This window comes from Protofrankia sp. Cas8, from assembly GCF_963555845.1.
Taxonomy (GTDB): domain Bacteria; phylum Actinomycetota; class Actinomycetes; order Frankiales; family Frankiaceae; genus Protofrankia.
The window spans coordinates 1-19198 of the sequence record NZ_CAUVXI010000039.1; the positions used below are offsets into that span (position 1 = coordinate 1).

Genomic DNA, 19198 nt, shown 5'->3' on the forward strand with positions numbered 1-19198 from the left:
ATCCAGGTCCTACCCGGGGAATGCGACAGCGTCCGCTACACTCCCGAGGCCAGGGTGGTGACCATGCGGGCACCGCTGGTGCCCGGCACGGACTACCGGGTCCTGACCGACCCGTGGCGGGTCATCCGCCATCTCGACGCCGCCGCACCCGACCGCATCGAGGTGCACGACCGGGCGTCGCTGCGGCCCCTGGGCCGCTGGGCCAGCCGTGCCGGTGTCCGATCCCTCGTCGTCAGCCACGAACGCCTCGACCGGCTGCTGAACCTGTGGACGCCCCGGTCGCTGCGCGGGGTGCTGCCGGTCCGCTCCGCGGCGGACCGGTCCAATGCCGCGCTTGCGCGAACCTTCGACACGGTGGTCGCCACCACCGCGTGGGCCGGGAGCGAGTTCGTCCGCATCGGCGCAACGAATCTGTGCCAGATCCCTCTGGGTGTCGATCTCGAGCGTTTCCGCCCCGACCGTTACGACAGTGCGCTGCGCCGGGCGTTCGCCCGCGACAGCGAGGTTCTCCTGGTGAACGTCGGCCGGCTGTCGCCGGAAAAGCGGGGGGACACGGCTGTGGACGCGCTGGCGGAGCTCGTCCGTCGCGGGGTGCCCAGCCGGCTGGTGATCGCTGGTGACGGTCCGAGCCGGGGGCGCCTCACCCGGCGCGCGAGCGGTCTTCCGGTCATCTTCCTCGGCTATGTCGCCGATCGTGATCGTCTGGCCACCCTGCTCGCCTCTGCGGACGCCATACTTGCACCAGGGCCGGTGGAGACGTTCGGTCTGGCTGCGCTGGAGGCCATGGCGAGCGGTACCCCGGTGGTCGTCCATCACAGCAGCGCTCTGGCGGAGCTCGTCACGCCGGGAAGCGGGATCGTCGCGGCGGGCAGCGGCTGGACCTTCGCGGACGGCGTCGAAGAATTAGTCGCCCTCGACGGGCCCACCCGTCGGCGAGTGGCCCGGGCCCGCGCTGAGCGGTTCCCGTGGAGCGTCACCATCGACGGTTTCCTCGCCGCCCACGGCCTGTCCTCGATGTCCGGTCATGACGCGTTCGGCGGTGCCGATGACCATCGCGGTTCCGGTGACCATCGCGGTGGCGCGACCCGAGCGGCCTGACGTCACGGTGAACGGGATCTGCTTCGTCGCGCTCGGTGACAGCATCACGGCCGGGCTCGGTGACGGTGTCAGCATGGGCCGGTACCGCAGGGCACATGCTGACCGGGCCCTCGCCGGCCGGGGCTGGGCCGCCGCCCTGGCCGCATCCCTGGCCCCGGCCGACCAGGTGCGGTTCGCGAACCTCGCGACCACCGGTGCGACCACCAAGGACGTCCGTGACTCCCAGATCCCCGTCGCCCGCACGCTGCGTCCGCAGATCGTGAGCATGATTGCGGGAATGAACGACATAATGTCCCCGGGATTCGATCCGCTGCGCCTGCGGCACAACCTCGTGTGGGGCGTCCGGGACCTGCGGGCCGACGGCATCTGGGTACTGATGGCACGGTTGCACGACCCGGGACGTCTGCTGCGGCTACCCGGCCCGGCCCGGCGTCTGCTCACAACCCGGGTCGGGCAGCTCAACGCGGCCGTTGACGCCGCGGCCGCGGCAGATCCCGGTGTGCTGGTGGTCGACCTGGCGCGTCATCCCGATATCTATCAGCTGTCGACCTTCGACGTGGACCGGGTCCATCCGGGACCTCGCGGCCACCAGCTCATCGCCCGCGCCTTCGCCGAGGCTCTGTGCAAAGCCGGTATTCCGCTGCTGGCGCTGCCGAAGATGGGACCGCCGACCGCGGCGCCCACCCGGCTTGCGCACGCCCGTTGGATGGCGCAGGTGGGCGTGCCGTGGCTGCTGGCCCGTCCGGCCGCGCCCATCCGCCGGCGTGCCGAGCGCATCCGGGCCGAGCGGATCCGGGCCGAGCGCAGGCAGTCGTCGCCGGCGCCCGGCTGGAGCATTTCGGCCACGACCGGCTCGTTGCCAACTGTCGACCACATGTGACGCCCAGTAATCTAGGCCCGGATCGTCGCAGGACAGGGCCATCATTCCTTAACGTAGGCATCGTGATTTGCGGCCAAGCTGCCTCGCCTCGCTCGGGGGCACTCACCGGATGGGGTAATGCGTGGCTCGCTGGGCTCGTCAGCACCGACGAGGCGATCGCCCAGATCCGGGAGGGCTCCGGTGGGCCTGACGCCCCGCACACTGTTGACGGCCAGGGACTTGCGTTGGGGCTCGGCTGGTTGCGGACCGTCGGTACCCGGCGCCTGCGGCTCGTTCTGCCGGTGCCCGGCGATGTCAGCGGTCTGCCGGGGCCGGCGGCCACCAACCGGGAAGCCCTCGCCGCCGGCGAGGCGATCGTCGTGCTCGGCCCCACTCCGCCGCTGGTCCTGGTGCCCTCGGTGACCGCGCACGGTCCGGCGGTCGAGGGCGGTCTGGAGTCGGTGCACTGGCACTCGGCGACCGGCGCCCACCTGCCACCGCCGCCCTCGCCGCTGCGCGCCGCGGAGCACGAGCTCAACGAGGCCATCCGGACCGCAACCGCCGCACTGCTCAACCTCGACCGGGCGAAGGCCGGCCCCGAGGTGCTCTCGGTGCTCCGTGAACGCCACACCGACGAACCGGTTCCGCTGCTCGCACCCGGCTACCCACCGTCCGCCCACGCGCTGCTCGCGCAGGCCGTGCGGATCGCGAGCCTGATCGACCTCGCGGCACGCGACGACGGCGCGGCGGTCACCGCCGAGGAGATCGACCGGCGGTCGACCACGCTGCGCGCGTTGTCCGCCGCGGTCCGTCGCGCCTGCGAATCAGCCTACGACGCCTTCGACCCCTCACAGTCGATGGCCAGGTAGCAGCCGGGCCCTGGTAGCAGCCGGGCCCGACCGGACCGGTACCGGCGTTCACAACGGAATTATTCCTTGCCCAGCGATGCCGACCGGGACACCTGCGAGGACTGCGGGGACCGGTCGGCGTCGCTGTCCGCATACACCGGGGCGTGGTCACGCAGGACGTCGTCGAGCACGCCGCCGTCGACGGTCTCCCGTTCCAGCAGGATGCCGGTGAGCGCGTCCAGCGCGCCGCGGTGGGCCCGCAGCAGCGTCATGGCGTGCTCCTCGGCCTCCCGCAGAAGCCTGGCCACCTCCGAGTCGACGATCCGCTGGGTCTCCTCCGAGTACGGTCTGGAGACCAACTCCTCGCCGCCGAGGTACTGGGGGTTGCCCGAGGCGTAACCCACCGGCCCCAGCACAGGGGACAGGCCGAACTCGCGCACCATCCGGGTGGCAAGCGTCGTGGCGCCGGCCAGGTCGTTGGCGGCCCCGGTCGAACCCTGGCCGAAGACGACCAGCTCCGCGGCCCGCCCGCCGAGGCGCACGGCGAGCGAGGCATACAGGTAGCTTTCGGTATAGAGGTGCCGTTCGTCCTCAGGCAACTGCTGGGTGGCACCGAGCGCCATCCCTGCCGGCAGGATTGTGATCTTCGCCACCGGGTCGGCGTGCGGCGAGAGCGCCGCCACCAGCGCATGCCCGGACTCGTGGACGGCCACCGACTGCTTTTCCTCGGGCAGCAGCACGTTGGTGGCGTCGCGCCGGCCCAGGATGATCCTGTCCCGGGCGGCGTCGAAGTCCTTCGCGGTCAGCACGCTGCGCCTTTCCCGCACGGCATGGATCGCGGCCTCGTTGACCAGGTTGGCCAGATCCGCGCCGGAGAAGCCGGGGGTGGCCCGGGCGACCACCGTCAGGTCCACCTCCGGGCTGAACCGCTTGCCCTGACAGTGCACCTTGAGGATCTCCGCCCGTTCCCGTTGGGCCGGTAGCGGCACGGTGACCTGCCGGTCGAACCGTCCGGGCCGCAGCAGCGCCGGGTCGAGGGTCTCGGGCCGATTGGTCGCGGCGAGGACGACCACGCCCTCGGCCGGGTCGAACCCGTCCATCTCGGCGAGGAGCTGGTTGAGGGTCTGCTCACGTTCATCGTGACCGCCGCCGATGAGCCCTGAGCCTCGCTTGCCCCCGATCGCGTCGATCTCATCGATGAAGATGATGGACGGTGCCCGCTTGCGTGCCTCGTTGAACAGGTCCCGGACTCGGGAGGCACCGACCCCGACGAACATCTCGACGAACCCGGAGCCACTCACCGACAGGAAGGGCACCTCGGCCTCACCGGCGACCGCCCGGGCGAGCAGCGTCTTGCCGGTGCCGGGCGGCCCGACCATGAGCACCCCACCTGGGCCCTTCGCCCCGGCCTGCCGGTACCGCTCGGGATTACGCAGGAAGTCGATGACCTCACTGACCTCTTGTTTCGCGCCCTCGTAGCCGGCCACGTCGGTGAATCGGGTGGTCGGGCGTTCAGCATCGATGATCTTCGTTCGGGATCGACCGATGCCGCCGAGCCCGCCCGCCAGCGACCGTTGCGCCGCTCGGCCGGTCCAGAGGAAGAACGCCACCAGCAGAAGAAGCGGCAGGAAGCTCAGCACGATCGACAGGAAGGACGTGCCGGAGCGGGTCGCCTTGACGTCGACTTTCTTGGCCTGCAGCTGGGTGAGGATTCCCTGGGTATCGAGCGCGGTGGGGACCTGCGAGGTGAACCCGGTGCCGTCCTTGAGAGTGCCGGTGACCGCACCCTTGTCGTTGATCGTGATGTTGCGTACCGTACCGGCGTCCACCTGCTGGGTGAGCTGGGTGAAGCTGTAGGCGGTCGCCTGCTTCGCGAACATGCTGGGGGCGAACAACAGGGCCACGGTGATGATGATGCCGATGGGCAGCAGCCAGCGGCGCCAGGTCGGAGGTGGGGTGGGCGCGGGCTTCGGTGGAGTCTCGCGAGGAGGCCCGGAACGCGCCGAGGTCGACAGATGACGTCGGGCGCTTCGGTGGGATCCTTTGCTGGAGATCATTTTTTGGTGCTCCTACCTGTATTGCCCCTGTGGTGCCGCCCAGGCGAACATCAGCGGAAGCCGGTGGCTCCCTGTTGCATCCGTCACAGACGATCGATACCCGTTTCAACGCACGAGCCCTCCGATCGGCGTCGTGGTCATCCTCACCGCGGTGTCGGGAATCAACTGGGCACCGGGTCCGTCATGACGTCCGGCCACGCAGGTACCCGGCGCCCGGCATACTTTGCCGGGCGCTCTGTGGGAACGATGTGAATCTGGTGTTGTGGCAGGAGCATCAGATTCACATCGTTCAGAGCGCTTGGCAGGAGCAGCGTGGATCAAGAAGTGGGGCTGGGGCGGGTAGATCGCGAGGTGCGTGCCCCAGCCCCGCGACGTCGCGTCCCCGTTGCCGGGCGCTCGTAGTCGGACTTTCGCGGGCGATGCGGGGCCCGGGCGCGCACACTGAACAGGCCTGGAGGCTTGGAGGTGCCGGGCGCTCTTCGTCTGACCGCCCGTTCGCGGCGCCGTCGGCGCCGGTCTGCGAGGCCGGACGCATCGGTTGGTCACAGGGACGTGAGCGGTCACAGGGACGTGAGCGGTCACGGAGACGTGAATGGTCGCAGGGAGCAGTCGTAAGGGGTGCGTCGGTGCGGATCAGGCGGAACAGCGACACCACTTTGATCACTCGTGCGGCCCTGTCGCGCCCGGAGGAGATCCAACGCCGCCAGCGACGCTACGTGATCTCGATGCTGTTCCGCACCGTGTGCCTCATCCTTGCCGTGGTTGCGCTGCGCGACTGGGCGCGCTTCGTCGCCATCGCAGTCGCCATCGTCGTACCGTGGTTGGCAGTGGTATTCGCCAACGGCGGTCCACCGATCGAGAAGGACGCACCGTCGCTGGTCACTCCACGACAGCCGCCGGCCGCTGCCCCACCGCTGGCACTGGGGCACGCCCATCACGAGGTTGTCGACGGTGACGTCGTGGACGTCGTGGACGTCGTGGACGTCGTGGACGGCGATCGGGCCTCCGGCGGCGCGGAAAAACATGATCGCGCCGCCTTCGGCCGATAGTGTGAGGGCGTGCTGCCGCTGCAAGGTGTAACCGTCGTCAGCCTGGAACACGCGGTGGCCCTGCCGTTCGCCACCCGTCATCTGGCTGACCTCGGCGCCCGGGTGGTGAAGGTCGAACGGCCGGGGTCCGGAGACTTCGCCCGGGCCTACGACGCGGCGGTGCGGGGTGGGATGTCGGCCCACTTCGCCTGGCTGAACAGATCAAAACAGTCACTGACCGTCGACATCAAGGCTCCCGAAGGTCGCGCGGTGCTCACCCGGCTGGTGAGTCGTGCGGACGTGGTGGCACAGAACCTGGCGCCGGGCGCCGCGGCCCGGCTGGGCCTCGACGCGGCCACGCTGGCTGCGGGGAATCCGAGGCTCGTGGCCGTTGATCTCTCCGGCTACGGCGCGCAAGGCCCCTATGCGCACAAGCGCGCCTACGACATGCTCATCCAGGCCGAGACCGCGCTGATCTCCGCGACGGGCACGGACGAGCACCCCGCGAAGGCGGGGTTCGCCGCGGGTGACGTGTCCGCGGGAACCTACGTCGTCCAAGCGGTACTGGCGGCGTTACTACGCCGCGAGCGTTCCGGCGTCGGCGCCGCTGTCGAGATCACGATGATCGACGCCCTTGCCGAGTGGATGGGGTACTCACTACAGACCGTCGAACACACCGGCGTCGAACCGCCACGGCTGGGCATCGGCCACCCGTCGATCGCGCCCTACGAGGCGTTCACGACAGCCGACGGTGACCGTCTGCTGATCGGCGTCCAGAACGATCGTGAGTGGGCCCGGCTGGCAACCGACGTGCTGGCCCGGCCGGAGGCGGCTGCCGCCGACGATTTCGCCACCAACCAGGCCAGGGTGCGTAACCGGGCGCGCACCGAGGCGCTGGTCGCGGACGCCGTCGTGGCGCTGAGCACGACCGAGACCGAGGCCCGACTGGACGCCGCCGGCATCGCCCATGCTCGCCTCAATACCGTCCGCGGATTGCTCGATCACCCTCAGTTGGCGGCGCGGAACCGGTGGACCTCGGTTGACTCACCGGTGGGACCGGTCCGCCAACTGCGCCCGGTGGTTGCTTTTCCCGGTGAGGAGGCTCCGATGGGACCGCTGCCCGCACTCGGAGCAGACACCGACGGCATCCTCGCCGAGCTCGGCTACGGTGCGCCGGAGATCGCCCGGCTCCGGACGAGTGGAGTCATATGAGTCGTATGAGTCATATATCGTGTGTGAGTTTTCTGTCCGACTACGGACTTGTCGACGGGTTCGTAGCGTCCTGCCATGGGATGTTGCTGTGTCGGACGCCCGGCGTTCACATCATCGACATCACTCATTTGATACCAGCAGGTGACGTGCGGCGGGGATCGGTCGTACTCGCCCAGACGGTCGGGCATCTGCCACCCGCGGTGCACCTTGCGGTTGTCGACCCGGGGGTGGGCACCTCGCGGCGTGCGCTCGCGGTGGCCACCCCACGGGGATTTCTCGTCGGCCCCGACAACGGCCTGCTGCCGCCCGCAGCCGACGCGCTCGGGGGCGTGCGGTCCGCGGTGGCGTTGGCGGTACCCGCCGAGGTGTCGGCGACGTTCCACGGGCGTGATGTGTTCGCGCCCGCAGCCGCCGCACTCGTGGCCGGCCAGGATTTGGCCGGCCTCGGCATACCGGTGGACCCAGCTGGGCTCGCTCGGCTCCCACCGCCGGTCGTGCGGCCCGCCCGGCCGGCCACCGCCGGTGCGGCGTCTCCCACCGCAGTCGAGATCGAAGTCCTCACGGTCGACACCTTCGGCAACGTCCAACTGGCCGGCGCCGCGGACGTGCTCCCCTCGGCCTGGGTTGCCCCCGGCCGTACCATCGAGATCACTGCGGACCGGTCGGTGGCCACCGGCCTGTTCGGGCTCACCTTTGCCTCGGTGGATCCGGGCGAGATCGTCGTCTACGTTGACTCCGCCGGCCTGGTGGCGCTCGCGGTGAACAGGGGGAGCGCGGCGCGGCGCCTGGCGGTCACCGCCGGGGACGTCGTCCGATTGGCCGCCGGCGGCGCGGAACGGCAATGATCGCGCCGCCTTCGGCCGACCGATCAGCAGAAGCCCGGGACCGCCAGCCAGGCCGGCCCGGGTGCGGGTGCGTCGTCGCGCTGCACGCTCCCCTCGATCTTTCCATACGGCCGGTCGGCCGGCTGGTAAACGATGTCGGGGTTGTCCAGCCCGAAGGGCGTGAGATCAACCAGGAAGTGGTGCCTGTTCGGCATCGACATGCGGATCTCGGCAACCTCCGGATGAGCGGCGAGTACCTCCCGACCCATTGCGTACAGGGTTTGTTGCAGCGCGAGACTGTGCACCTTTGCAAACGTCTGCAGGAGTACCGCCCGGATGCCCGTGAACAGCCGCCCGTACTCGACATCGGCGCTGGTGTACCGCCATCGGGCGGTGACCTCGGTGGCGAGGACCCGGTCGTCCGCTTCGGGCAGCGTCGTGTACGTGTCCCGAGGGAATCCGCGAAATTCCGATCCGGTTGACTTGAGCAGGATCAGTCCGCCGATTCCGGCTATGACATAGGCCATGTCGTGGTCGACGGTGACCACTGTCGACCGGTATTCACCACCGGCTCGCAAGAAAGCGTGATCATCTGGATGGCCGGCAACGTCGATCCGCTGCCAGCCGTATTCAACAATTTCCATCCGGGCGCCCGTGGTCCATTCACTGGATCCGACGAAATGCCGGGCGAGCCGCAGGCCGAATTCCTCGATCTCGCCGACACCACCGTCGCGTGCGAAGGCATAGACGGTGTTCTTCTGCGTGTCGGTGGGCAGCACGTGGCTGTTGTCCCCGTCGAGGTACGCGCCGGCGAAGTCGCCCCGTAGCACCGATGAGACGTCGATGTCCCTGATCCGGTGAGCCCGGGTCGAACGGTCGATATGGACGAGTCTGACTTCGGCTTTTCCATACTGGTTGTCGCCGAGAATGATTGCCATCGCACCTCCAGGTCGGGCCAACAGACCGCGCCGTCGGTGCCCGGGGCGGCTGGGGACGTCGGAAAGTGAACCGGAAGATTGCCGGGTGGTCTGCGCCCGCGGCTTCCTGCCGCGCGTCTGGTACCGGGCGGCGGTACCGGTACCGGTACCGGGCGTCCGTGGTGGAACGGGCGCGCCCGGACTTTGGGTGATGCCACCGCTACTCCGATCCGGGTGACCGGTCCGTGTCGTTGATTCGGGGAACCGCGCGGCGGGCAGGCCTTTGGAGGCCGGCCGGACGCAACTTTTGGGAGTCCTCACGCGTCGGACGGGACGACAGGGGAGGGGCCATGGATCACAGCCACATAAGACTACTCTCTGTATTCAATTGTTCGACGATTGGTTGTGGTCGTCCGATTGACACCGGCCATTTTAATGATCGACAGGTCGTTTGTCGGTATGGCTGGGTACGGTCCGGCTGTGAATGAGGGGACGCCACTCAAGAGGTGCCGGTCGATGATCTGGCCGCACTCGGTATCGCGCGTATTCGGACCACGCGGACCGCTGCTGTCGACCGTCATCGCGACGGTATTCGTCGGGACCGCCGTCCTGTCGTGTACTCCTCGGGCTGTCGACAAGCCGGTGACCGGCGGGCCGGCACCGGCGGTGCCGACCGCGCAGGCACCGCGGGTCACCATTACTCCCGTCGACGGCGCCGGGGGCGTGCCGGTCACCAGCACCGTCGTTGTACACAGCAATGCTCCACTACAGTCAGTGACCGCGATCCGGGCCGCCAGCAAGTCCCAGGACACCGCCGCGGGAGTTCTGCGGGGGCAGCTGTCCGCGGACGCCATGACCTGGACGTCCACTGACGGGCTGTTCGCCGACACCCGGTACCAGGTGACCGTGCAGACCTCCGCCGCCCCGGGTATATTGGGCACAACGGCCGCCGGCGCGATTTTCACCACGGTGAATCCGGCGAATTCCCTCAAGGTCTCCTGGGGGCCGGTTGACGGTCAGACCGTCGGGATAGGTATGCCGATCACACTGACGTTCAGCGCGCCGGTCGCAGACCGTGCCGCCGTGCAGCGGCGTCTCATGGTCACGGCGAATCCACCGGTCAACGGTGCCTGGAACTGGGCGTCGAACACGGTGGTGCGCTGGCGTCCGCAGCAGTACTGGAAGGCGGGCACCCGCGTTCACGTCGAGGCGAACCTCGCCGGCTTCGATGCCGGTGGCAACCGTTTCGGAGTGAAGGACCGGGCCATGGATTTCATCATCGGGCCGGCTCAGGTCAGCTATGTCGACGCGGCGACCCACACCATGAAGGTGTACCGGGACGGCGTCCTGCAACGGAGTCTTCCGGTGAGTCTCGGCCGGCCGACGCTGCCGACCATGAACGGTCCACACAATGTCATCGGCACTGCGGCGACGGTGATTATGGATTCCGCGACCGTCGGAATTCCCAAGGGGAATCCGGACTACTACTACGAGACCGTGCAGTGGAACGTGCAGTTCACCAGTGGTGGCGAGTATGTGCACTCGGCGCCGTGGTCGGTGGCGTCCCAGGGGGAGGACAACGTCTCGCATGGCTGCATCAACGCCTCCCCGGCGGACGCCGAGTGGTTCTATCGACTCAGCCGGTTGGGTGACATCGTCGACGTGCGGAACTCCGGTCGCCCACCGGACACGTCGCAGTTGGGCAATGAGTGGTCGATCTCCTGGGAGCGGTGGAGCGCGGGCAGCGCCCTGCCACTGGCCGATACCGCGAGTGTCGGGCCGGCGCAGGCAGATCATGCCGTCGGCGTAGGGACAAGCCCGGCGACGGCCCGCTCCTGACGCCCGTCGATGTCACCGGTGGTGGCACCCCGCCGATGATGCATCGGTGACACCGCGGGTAACCGGGACGCGATGATCTCCTGGGGTGGTTGAGGACGGTTGTCCAGACCGCTCATCCCGGGAGGTCCGCGCGAACAGCAACCGCTCCGATCCCGGCGGCACGCTACCGTCGGGGTCACCCGGCGCGCCGGTGTCCCGCCAAGGCTGGCTGCGCCGGTTGACCGGGCACGTCCTGCGGTACCGGCGCAACGTCGTCCTGGCGTTCGGCGCTGCCGTGTTCGGTACCGCCATCGCCGCGGTCACGCCGTTGATCGAACGCGCGGTGATCGACAATGTGGTGGTGGCGCGCCGGCAACCGCTCGCGCCCTACGTGCTCGCACTGGTCGCAGCCGGGGTGCTGCGGTTTGCCGCCGGGTTCGTCCGTCGCTATGTCGGCGGACGCCTGGCCCTCGACGTTCAGTACGACCTGCGGGATGCGGTATTCGCCGCGCTCGCGCGCCTGGACGGCGTCCGCCAGGATGGGCTGCGGACCGGCCAGATCGTCAGCCGGTCCAGCTCGGATGTCACGGTCGTCCAGGGCCTGCTGGCCTTTCTGCCGCTGATGAGCGGGAATCTCCTTCTTTTCGTGCTCGCCATTATGATCATGTTGACGCTCTCCCCGCTGCTGACACTGCTTGCGCTCGCCATCGGCCCGCTGGTTACGATCATCGGGCTGCGGGCCAGGAGGACCGTCTTTCCGGCGACCTGGGTGGCCCAGCAGCAGGCCGGCGAGGTCGCCGCAGTGGTGGAGGAGAACACCGCGGGTGTGCGGGTGGTCAAGGGTTTCGGGCAGGAGGATCGGGAGCTGGCCAGGCTGGCCGCGGCCGCCCGCACCCTGTTCTCGCTGCGGATGCGCGCGGTCCGCTTCACCAGCCGCTACACCAGCGCGCTGGCGGCGATGCCGGCCCTCGGGCAGGTCGGAGTGCTGGCACTGGGCGGCTGGCTGGCATTGCGGGGCAGTATCAGCCTCGGCACCTTCCTGGCGTTCAGCACCTATCTCGGCGAGCTGGTCGCACCGACCCGGATGCTGGCCGGCCTGCTGACCGTCGGCCAGCAGGCCCGAGCCAGCGCGATCCGTGTTTTCGAGGTCATCGACACCCACCCCGTCATCACCGAACGGCCTGACGCCCACCGGCTCGCTCGGGCCCGGGGAAGCATCGAGCTCGACAATGTCACCTTCGGCTACCGCCAGGATGTCACCTTCGGCTACCGCCAGGACCGCCCGGTGCTCGACGGGGTGAGCCTGCGGGTCGAACCGGGTGAGACCCTCGCGCTGGTCGGCGCGTCCGGGTCGGGCAAGTCGACGGTGGCAGCGTTGCTGTCCCGTAGCTACGACCCGGACACCGGCACGGTGCGCCTAGACGGCCACGACGTCCGGGCGCTGACCCTGTCATCGTTGCGGGCGCAGCTCGCGATGGTGCTCGAGGACAGTTTTCTGTTCTCCGACTCGGTTCGTGCCAACATCAGCTACGGACGTCCGGACGCGACTGACGCCTCGGTTGTGGCCGCGGCCCGGGCAGCCCGGGCGGACGGCTTCATCCGCGATCTCCCGGACGGCTACGACACGGTCGTCGGTGAGCAGGGGCTCACCCTCTCCGGCGGGCAGCGTCAGCGGATCGCGCTGGCTCGCGCCCTGCTGACCGACGCGCCCATCCTGGTCCTGGACGACGCGACGTCCGCGGTTGACGTCCGGGTCGAGGCCGAGATCCATGCCGCGTTGCGAGAGATCATGGGTGGCAGGACGACGCTGCTGATCGCCCACCGTCGATCCACTCTGCAGTTGGCTGATCGCATCGCGGTGCTCGACGCCGGGCGCCTGGTCGACGTCGGCACCGACGAGGAACTGTCCGCTCGTTGCGCGCTCTACCCGGTGCTGGTGGACGGCCAGGTTCGCGGGCCGACGGCGACCGCACCCGCGCCCCGGCAGGCACCCCCCACCATGTCCCTCTCGGCCCCGGCGCCCGGGCGAGGTGGTGGCATGCGGTCCGCTGCGCCCGGTCCGTGGTCGCCGGCCCGGTCCGCCGACGGCAGGGGACGCGGTATTGGGGGCGCGGCCGGGGACCTTCCCGCGACCCCTGAGCTGCTTGCGCGCGTCGCGGCGCTGCCACCGGCCACCGAGGCGGTCGGGGTGCGCACGGCGGACGCCGCCGTCGGTGATCCGGCGTTCTCGTTGCGTCATCTGCTGGGCGGAGTGCACGCGCTGCTCGCGCTGGGTCTGCTGCTCGTGGTGGTGGACGCGGGGGCGGGTCTCGCCCTGCCGGCCCTGGTACGCCACGGGGTGGACGCGGGCGTATCGCGGACCGCGGGAGCAGTACTGATCCTTACGTCCACGGTGGCGCTCGCCGTGGTGCTCACGGCCTGGCTCGCGCAGGTCTTCCAGACCCAGGTGACCGGACGGTTGGGTGAGCGTCTGCTGTTCACCCTGCGGGTGAAGACATTCGCCCAGCTGCAACGGCTCGGCCTGGACTACTACGAGCGCGAGCTCTCAGGTCGGATCATGACCCGGATGACCACGGACGTCGACGCGCTGTCGACGTTTCTACAGACCGGGCTGACGACCGCCGTGGTCAGCATGCTGTCGTTCGTCGGTGTCGGGTTGGCGCTGGTGGTCCTCAACGCCCGGCTGGCCCTGGTCGTGCTGCCGATGGTGCCGGTCGGCGTCGTCATCACGATGCTCTTCCGGACACGTGCGTCGGCGTCCTACGTCGAGTCACGAGAGCGGGTCAGTGCGGTCAACGCCGCGTTGCAGGAGAACCTCGCCGGCATCCGGGTCGTGCAGGCCTTCCGCCGCGAGGAGCGCAACCTGGCTGACTTCCGTGGTCTGGCACAGCGCTACCGGGAGTCACGGCTTCGGGCGCAGCGCCTCATCGCGATGTATTTCCCGTTCATGGAGTTCTGCTCGGAGCTGGCGGCCGCGCTCGTTCTCGGCGCCGGCGCCGGGCTGGTCGCGTCCGGATCGCTGACCACCGGCGGGCTCATCGCCTACCTGCTCTACATCGACCTGTTCTTCTCCCCGATCCAGCAGCTGTCGCAGGTGTTCGACGGTTACCAGCAGGCCAAGGTGGGTCTGCGCCGGCTGTCGGACCTGCTGCGCACACCCACATCCACCCCGGCCTGGCCCGATCCGGTTCCGGTCGGTCGGTTTGCCGGCGAGATCGAGTTGGACGATGTGCGGTTCCAGTACACCGGCGCCGAGCGTCCCGCGCTGGACGGGGTGAACCTTCGGGTGGCCGCCGGGGAGACCGTCGCACTGGTGGGCGAGACCGGAGCCGGCAAATCGACGGTCGTCAAGCTGGTCGCGCGTTTCTACGACGCCACCGGGGGTGTGGTCCGCATCGACGGTACCGACGTGACGCGGCTCGACCTGGTCGGCTATCGCCGTCGGCTGGGAGTCGTTCCGCAGGAGCCGTTCCTGTTCGCCGGGACGGTCCGCGACACGATCGCCTATGCCCGACCGGACGCCACCGACGCCGAGGTGGAGGCTGCGGCGCGTGCGGTCGGTGCGCATGCGATGATCGCGTCCTTGCCCGGCGGCTATGTGCACCCGGTCGGCGAGCGCGGCCGGGGCCTGTCCGCCGGGCAGCGCCAGCTGCTCGCGCTCGCCCGGGCCGAGCTCGCCGACCCTGACATCCTGCTTCTCGACGAGGCGACCGCCTCGCTGGACCTGGCCAGCGAGGCGGCGGTCACCGAGGCGACCGACCGGGTCGCGCGGCGGCGGACCACCCTCGTGGTGGCCCATCGGCTGACAACCGCTGCCCGCGCGGACCGGGTGGTGGTGATGGACGCCGGCCGGATCGTCGAGCAGGGTCCGCATGCCCAGTTGATCCGCGCCGACGGTAGGTACGCGCGGATGTGGGCGCAGTTCAGCGGCGAGGGTGCACCGGCAGGCCATCTGCTATGATTCGAACGTAAGTTCGATATGTTATCGAGATTTCTCAATGAGAGATTTCTCAATGATTGGCCTGACAACAGTGGGCCTGACCGCTGCGGGCACGGCAGTGGTGGGCATGACGACGAGGGGCATGACTATGCCGTCCACAACGTCGACTATGTACCTGTGGTCCAAGGGTTCACCCGAGATGAGGTGGCGGCCGAACAGCAGGGAGGGTCCTATTTCGTTGACCAGCGGCCACGGAGCGTCATAGCGGACGTCGCCGCGCTTGATGGCTCGCTCGGCGATCGCCATCTGGACTGCTCGGCGCTGGTGAAGGAGGACTGTCCGCAGGGCCACGGCGAGATCGGCATGTCGGGTGAGCTCGCCGACAAGGGTCGCGGTCACCGCACCCTGGCGTCCGCGAAGTACGTTGGCGAATTCATGCAGCAGCAGAAGCTGGTCCTCGCGAAAACTTCCGGTGTCCGGGTCGGTGGCGCAGCTGTTGTCGAGGCGCCACACTGTGTCGATCACCAGGTCGAGCTTGCAGGACCACCTGCGGTAGAGCGTGGCCTTGCCCGCCCGGGCCCTTGCAGCCACAAGATCCATTGTTACGGTGCCGTAGCCGTGTTCGGCGAGCAGTTCGACCACCGCGGTGTGGATCGCGTCCTCCAGGACCTCGCCGCGTCGCCTCGGGATGGCCGGTGCGTGCGGCGACCGGCGGCGGCCACCGGCCGCAGGGGTGAAACCCGTCGCAGGAAGGGGGAGGGGTGCCGATGTCGCCGGCGTCCCGCCGGCAGGTATGGGACGTGCCGCATCAGGCGGTACGCCGACTGTCGGGTGCGTCATCGCTACCCCCGGGAACGATCCGTTGTCGGTAGTGCAGCTGGTGACGCAAAGGTACTCGACTGAATACGTTGAGCGAAAGATGGGGTGTCTGGGTCGGCAGGAGAAGGTCGAAAACGGGCCCACAGGGGGGCTCAGGTCGAAGCCGGGGAGGTCGCGGGTGATCTGCTTGCGCCGCAGGTCGGACGGGCTGCCGGTGGTGTGGGTAGAAGCTGTTATGATCATTGGTTTCTACTACACCTACACGGCTACTCGCGCGGCGGCGGACGGATCCGTGCCGGCTGCGCTCGCCGTCGGGTGGGATCTCGTGCGCATCCAGGCGGACCTCCATCTCAACGCCGAGCGTGGGCTGAACCACTGGCTCCAGGGCATCCCCGTGCTGGCTGTGGCGAGCTGTTACTACTACGCGACCCTCCACTTCATCGTGACGCCCGCCGTCCTCGTGTGGCTCTACCGCAAACGTCCCGGCCACTACCTGCGGGCTCGCTGGACGATCATGTGCGCGACCGTGATCAGCCTTGTCGGGTTCATCCTCCTGCCGACGGCCCCCCCGCGGCTGCTGCCCGGTGCAGGGTTCGTCGACACCATGGCGTCGTTCCACGACTGGGGTTGGTGGGGTGGCGGCTCCAGCGCGGCGCCCCGGGGGCTGGCAGGTCTGGCCAACCAGTTCGCGGCCATGCCATCCCTGCACTGCGCGTGGGCCCTGTGGTGCGGCTGGTGTGTCGCCAGGTTCGCCCGCCACCGTTGGGTCAGGACGCTCGCCGTCATCTACCCGGGCACAACGGCGTTCGTGGTGATGGCCACCGCCAACCACTACGTGCTCGATGTCGTCGCCGGGTGGGTGGTGCTCGGGCTCGGAGCCCTGTTGACAGCGGCCGTGACACGCGTGGTGCACCGGCGCGGGCGTCGCGACGGCCGCGCAGACCCGGTCGACCAGCGTGCCGGGCCCCAGCATGCCGGGCCCCAGCGTGCCGGGCAGCAGGCCCAGCCGGCCGCGATCGTCGGTACGGCCGCGGCGCACCCGCCCGCATCGACCAACATCCACCGGACCCGGCCTGGACCCACCCGGTGTATGTGACGGGCGTCCCGATGTGCGACAGTTGACCCGCGGCGGGGTTGTTCGTCGTACTTTTCTGGTCCGTTGGGCCGCCCGAAGGCATCGTGGCGGCGCGTCCTGACGGCGTCCCAGCAGATTCCGCGCGGAGACCACTTCGATGTCCTTGGCCCAGCTGGCCGCGGTGCGGCGACCTCGTCCCGTCGTGTTCGCGGTGTCCCTTGTCGTCGCCTGGCTGCTGCTCGCACTGCTTGCGTTCGGCCTGCGGCGTGGGCCGATCGAAGACGAGCTGTCCAGGCGGGCGGCCTCGGTGGTCCGCTCCAGTGGCCGGACCGGAGCGGATGTGACCTTCGACGGCCGGGATGCGACCGTGCACGGGACCTTCCCCAGCCTTGCGGCCGCCGAATCGGCCCGCCAGGCCGTCGCGCACATGTCCGGCGCGCGGTCAGCCACGCTGGCTCCTGATGTTCGGATCGTGCCAGGGCCAGGGCCAGGGCCAGGGCCAGGGCCAGGGCCAGGGCCAGGGCCAGGGCCGGGGCCGGGCGCCACCGCGAAACCGTTGGTGATTTCTGTCAACGGCGGATCGCTCACCGTCACCGCGACGGTGCCTGACCGTGATGCTCGGGAGCGGCTTCTCGGCGCGGCAGCTGCGGCGAGTTCCGGCACGTTGACCGGGCAGGTCGCGGTTGATCCCACGGTGGCCGCGCCGCCGGTGACGACCCTGGGGGACCTGACCCGTTCGCTGACTGCAGTGGCGGGCACACATCAGGTAACGATTATCGGTTCCACGGTGGTTGTCGAGGGAACCGTGGTCGATGCCGACGAGCGCGCGCGGCTGGGGTCCGCTGTGCTCGCCGCGGCGCGCACAGCGGAACCTGCGATCTCCCTCGACAACCGCCTGACGGTTCGATCGGTGACTCCTGAGCCCGCCCCTGCAGTCGACGCGGCGGGCGACGCCGCGGTCGACCGCACCGCCCCGGCCGATCCTCTTGCCGGTGCGCTGGCCTCGGGTCGGGTCGCCTTCGCGACCGACAGCTCGGAGCTCACCGACCTCGATCGTGCCCATCTCGACCAGATCGCGGCGGTGCTGCGCGGCGGTACCCAGAAGGTTCTGGTGGCTGGTCACACCGATGCCCAGGGTTCCCTGCCGGTCAACGAGGTCTTGTCGCTGGCACGGGCACACTCCGCGGCCTCCTATCTGTCGAGTCACGGAGTACCGCAGGGGCAGCTGCGGGCTGCCGGGTTCGCTGCCGACTATCCGGTGGCGACCAATGACACCGAAGCCGGCCGCGCCGCCAACCGCAGGGTGGAGATCTCCCCTCTCATGCCGTAGTGGCCGGCGGACTCGCTGCGTGCACGCGTTTCCTGACGCGTGGTGCTCCACCTGCGTGGTACCTACAGCGGGTGGCTGACACGAGCATGGGGCTGCACGAGCAGCCCGGAACGCTGCATCCGGCAACGATCGACCGACACCGGGCGATCGTCTCGCTGATGGAGGAACTCGAAGCGGTCGACTGGTACGACCAGCGGGTGGATGCGGCGGGGGATCCAAGCCTGGCCGGCATCCTCGCTCACAATCGGGATGAGGAGAAGGAACACGCCGCAATGACCCTGGAATGGCTGCGGCGTCACGATCCGGCCCTCGACGCCCAGCTCCGGACCTACCTGTTCACCTCCGGCCCGATTCTCTCGGTGGAGGCCGAGGCGACGGGAGGCAACGGCGACGGTGCGCCGATGCAGGACCGGCGGCTCCCCGTCGAGGGTCCGATGCCGGCCACTCCCGGGCGCGGTGACGGGTCGTTGGGCATTGGCGGTCTGCGGAGCGTGACCGGGTGAATCATCTGCTGCGCGACCACGCTCCGCTCACCGAGGCTTCCTGGTCGATGATCGACGGGGAAGCGCGGGCGAGGCTCACCACGAACCTCGCCGCCCGCAAGCTGGTCGATTTCTCCGGCCCGCACGGCTGGGGCCGGTCGGCGACCACGCTGGGGCGGGTCACGACCCTTGCCACGGCGCCGGTAGAAGGCGTGGTTGCCCAGCTACGGCAGGTCCTGCCCCTGGTTGAGCTGCGGACATCCTTCACGCTGGCATGCCGGGAGTTGGCTGACGTCGACCGGGGCGCCGACGATGTGGATCTCAGTGCGCTCGACGAAGCCGTGCGCACCATCGCGATCAGCGAGAACGCGATCGTCTTCCACGGGTTTCCCGATGCCGGGATGGTCGGGATCATGGAGGCGTCGGCGCATCCCGCCGTCTCGCTCGGAGCTGACACCGACACCTACCCCCGCGCCGTCGCCAAGGCCGTCGCCCTGTTGGCGCAGGCCGGCATCGGTGGACCCTACGGTCTGGCCATCGAGCCGGACGGGTACACGGCGATCATCGAGACGGTCGAGAAGGGCGGCTATCTGCTGCTCGGCCATCTCCGCCAGATTCTGGACGGGCCGGTGGTACGCGCTCCCGGAATCCGCGGAGCGGTCGTGCTGAGTCTGCGCGGGGGGGATTTCATCCTCGAGTCCGGTCAGGACCTGTCGGTCGGTTATGCCGGCCGCACGATGGACACGGTCCACCTCTATGTCGAGGAGAGCCTCAGCTTCCGCGTGACCGAGCCGGATGCGGCCGTGGTGTTGCGGGCACTGTGATCTGGGTGACAGCGAGGCGGTACGGCGACCTGCTTGTTTTTGATCTTTCTGTGTGAGACTCTCCCGT

The 19198-nt window shown here is 69.2% G+C and carries 15 protein-coding genes; 12 read left to right on the forward strand and 3 right to left on the reverse strand.

What is annotated here, in order from left to right; all coding sequences use genetic code 11:
• The 3 genes from U9977_RS08530 to U9977_RS08540 form a co-directional block, all read left to right on the forward strand.
• Positions 1-1098: glycosyltransferase (locus tag U9977_RS08530; protein WP_322748652.1), on the forward strand; the 1098-nt coding region annotated here is incomplete at its 5' end.
• Positions 1046-1978, forward strand: a complete 933-nt coding sequence (locus U9977_RS08535) for an SGNH/GDSL hydrolase family protein (protein WP_322748653.1) — start codon at positions 1046-1048, stop codon at positions 1976-1978. The genes U9977_RS08530 and U9977_RS08535, both read left to right, overlap by 53 nt.
• Before the next feature lie 62 nt (positions 1979-2040).
• Positions 2041-2826 carry a hypothetical protein gene (locus U9977_RS08540; protein ID WP_322748654.1) on the forward strand — a complete coding sequence of 262 codons (786 nt, stop codon included), beginning with the start codon at positions 2041-2043 and terminating at the stop codon, positions 2824-2826.
• Between the two features lie 59 nt (positions 2827-2885).
• Here U9977_RS08540 and ftsH read toward each other — a convergent pair whose 3' ends face one another.
• The gene (gene ftsH, locus U9977_RS08545) at positions 2886-4862 is read right to left on the reverse strand and encodes an ATP-dependent zinc metalloprotease FtsH (protein ID WP_322748655.1); all 1977 of its coding nucleotides are present in this window, start codon (positions 4860-4862) and stop codon (positions 2886-2888) included.
• A gap of 626 nt (positions 4863-5488) precedes the next feature.
• On the opposite strand from ftsH, the gene U9977_RS08550 reads away from it, so the two are divergent.
• The 3 genes from U9977_RS08550 to U9977_RS08560 are packed head-to-tail and all read left to right on the forward strand — an operon-like array spanning position 5489 to position 7947.
• Entirely contained in the window at positions 5489-5911 is a 423-nt protein-coding gene (locus U9977_RS08550; RefSeq protein WP_322748656.1) for a DUF3099 domain-containing protein, read from the forward strand.
• A gap of 9 nt (positions 5912-5920) precedes the next feature.
• Positions 5921-7102, forward strand: coding sequence for a CaiB/BaiF CoA-transferase family protein (locus U9977_RS08555; RefSeq protein ID WP_322748657.1), 1182 nt, complete (start codon positions 5921-5923; stop codon positions 7100-7102).
• A 5-nt stretch (positions 7103-7107) separates the two neighbouring features.
• Positions 7108-7947, forward strand: coding sequence for an SAM-dependent chlorinase/fluorinase (locus tag U9977_RS08560; protein WP_322748658.1), 840 nt, complete (start codon positions 7108-7110; stop codon positions 7945-7947).
• Between the two features lie 23 nt (positions 7948-7970).
• On the opposite strand, the gene pucL is transcribed toward U9977_RS08560, so the two are convergent.
• Entirely contained in the window at positions 7971-8864 is an 894-nt protein-coding gene (pucL, locus tag U9977_RS08565) for a factor-independent urate hydroxylase (RefSeq protein WP_322748659.1), read from the reverse strand.
• A 495-nt stretch (positions 8865-9359) separates the two neighbouring features.
• Here pucL and U9977_RS08570 point away from each other — a divergent pair, with 495 nt between their 5' ends.
• Both U9977_RS08570 and U9977_RS08575 read left to right on the forward strand, forming a co-directional pair.
• A complete protein-coding gene (locus U9977_RS08570) occupies positions 9360-10682 on the forward strand; it encodes a L,D-transpeptidase (RefSeq protein WP_322748660.1) in 1323 nt (440 codons plus the stop codon).
• A 190-nt stretch (positions 10683-10872) separates the two neighbouring features.
• Positions 10873-14622, forward strand: a complete 3750-nt coding sequence (locus U9977_RS08575) for an ABC transporter ATP-binding protein (RefSeq protein ID WP_416210527.1) — start codon at positions 10873-10875, stop codon at positions 14620-14622.
• Positions 14623-14643: 21 nt separating this feature from the next.
• Here the strand turns inward: U9977_RS08575 and U9977_RS08580 are convergent, their stop codons facing one another.
• Positions 14644-15441, reverse strand: coding sequence for a TetR/AcrR family transcriptional regulator (locus U9977_RS08580; protein ID WP_322748662.1), 798 nt, complete (start codon positions 15439-15441; stop codon positions 14644-14646).
• A gap of 157 nt (positions 15442-15598) precedes the next feature.
• Between U9977_RS08580 and U9977_RS08585 the strand changes: the two genes are divergently transcribed.
• From U9977_RS08585 to U9977_RS08600, 4 genes are all read left to right on the forward strand, one after another.
• A complete protein-coding gene (locus tag U9977_RS08585; protein ID WP_322748663.1) occupies positions 15599-16516 on the forward strand; it encodes a phosphatase PAP2 family protein in 918 nt (305 codons plus the stop codon).
• A gap of 136 nt (positions 16517-16652) precedes the next feature.
• Positions 16653-17825 carry an OmpA family protein gene (locus U9977_RS08590; RefSeq protein WP_322748664.1) on the forward strand — a complete coding sequence of 391 codons (1173 nt, stop codon included), beginning with the start codon at positions 16653-16655 and terminating at the stop codon, positions 17823-17825.
• A gap of 71 nt (positions 17826-17896) precedes the next feature.
• Positions 17897-18328, forward strand: a complete 432-nt coding sequence (locus tag U9977_RS08595) for a ferritin-like domain-containing protein (protein ID WP_322748665.1) — start codon at positions 17897-17899, stop codon at positions 18326-18328.
• Positions 18325-19131, forward strand: coding sequence for a family 1 encapsulin nanocompartment shell protein (locus tag U9977_RS08600; RefSeq protein ID WP_322748666.1), 807 nt, complete (start codon positions 18325-18327; stop codon positions 19129-19131). The genes U9977_RS08595 and U9977_RS08600 overlap by 4 nt, the downstream gene beginning before the upstream one ends.
• Positions 19132-19198: the final 67 nt, after the last annotated feature.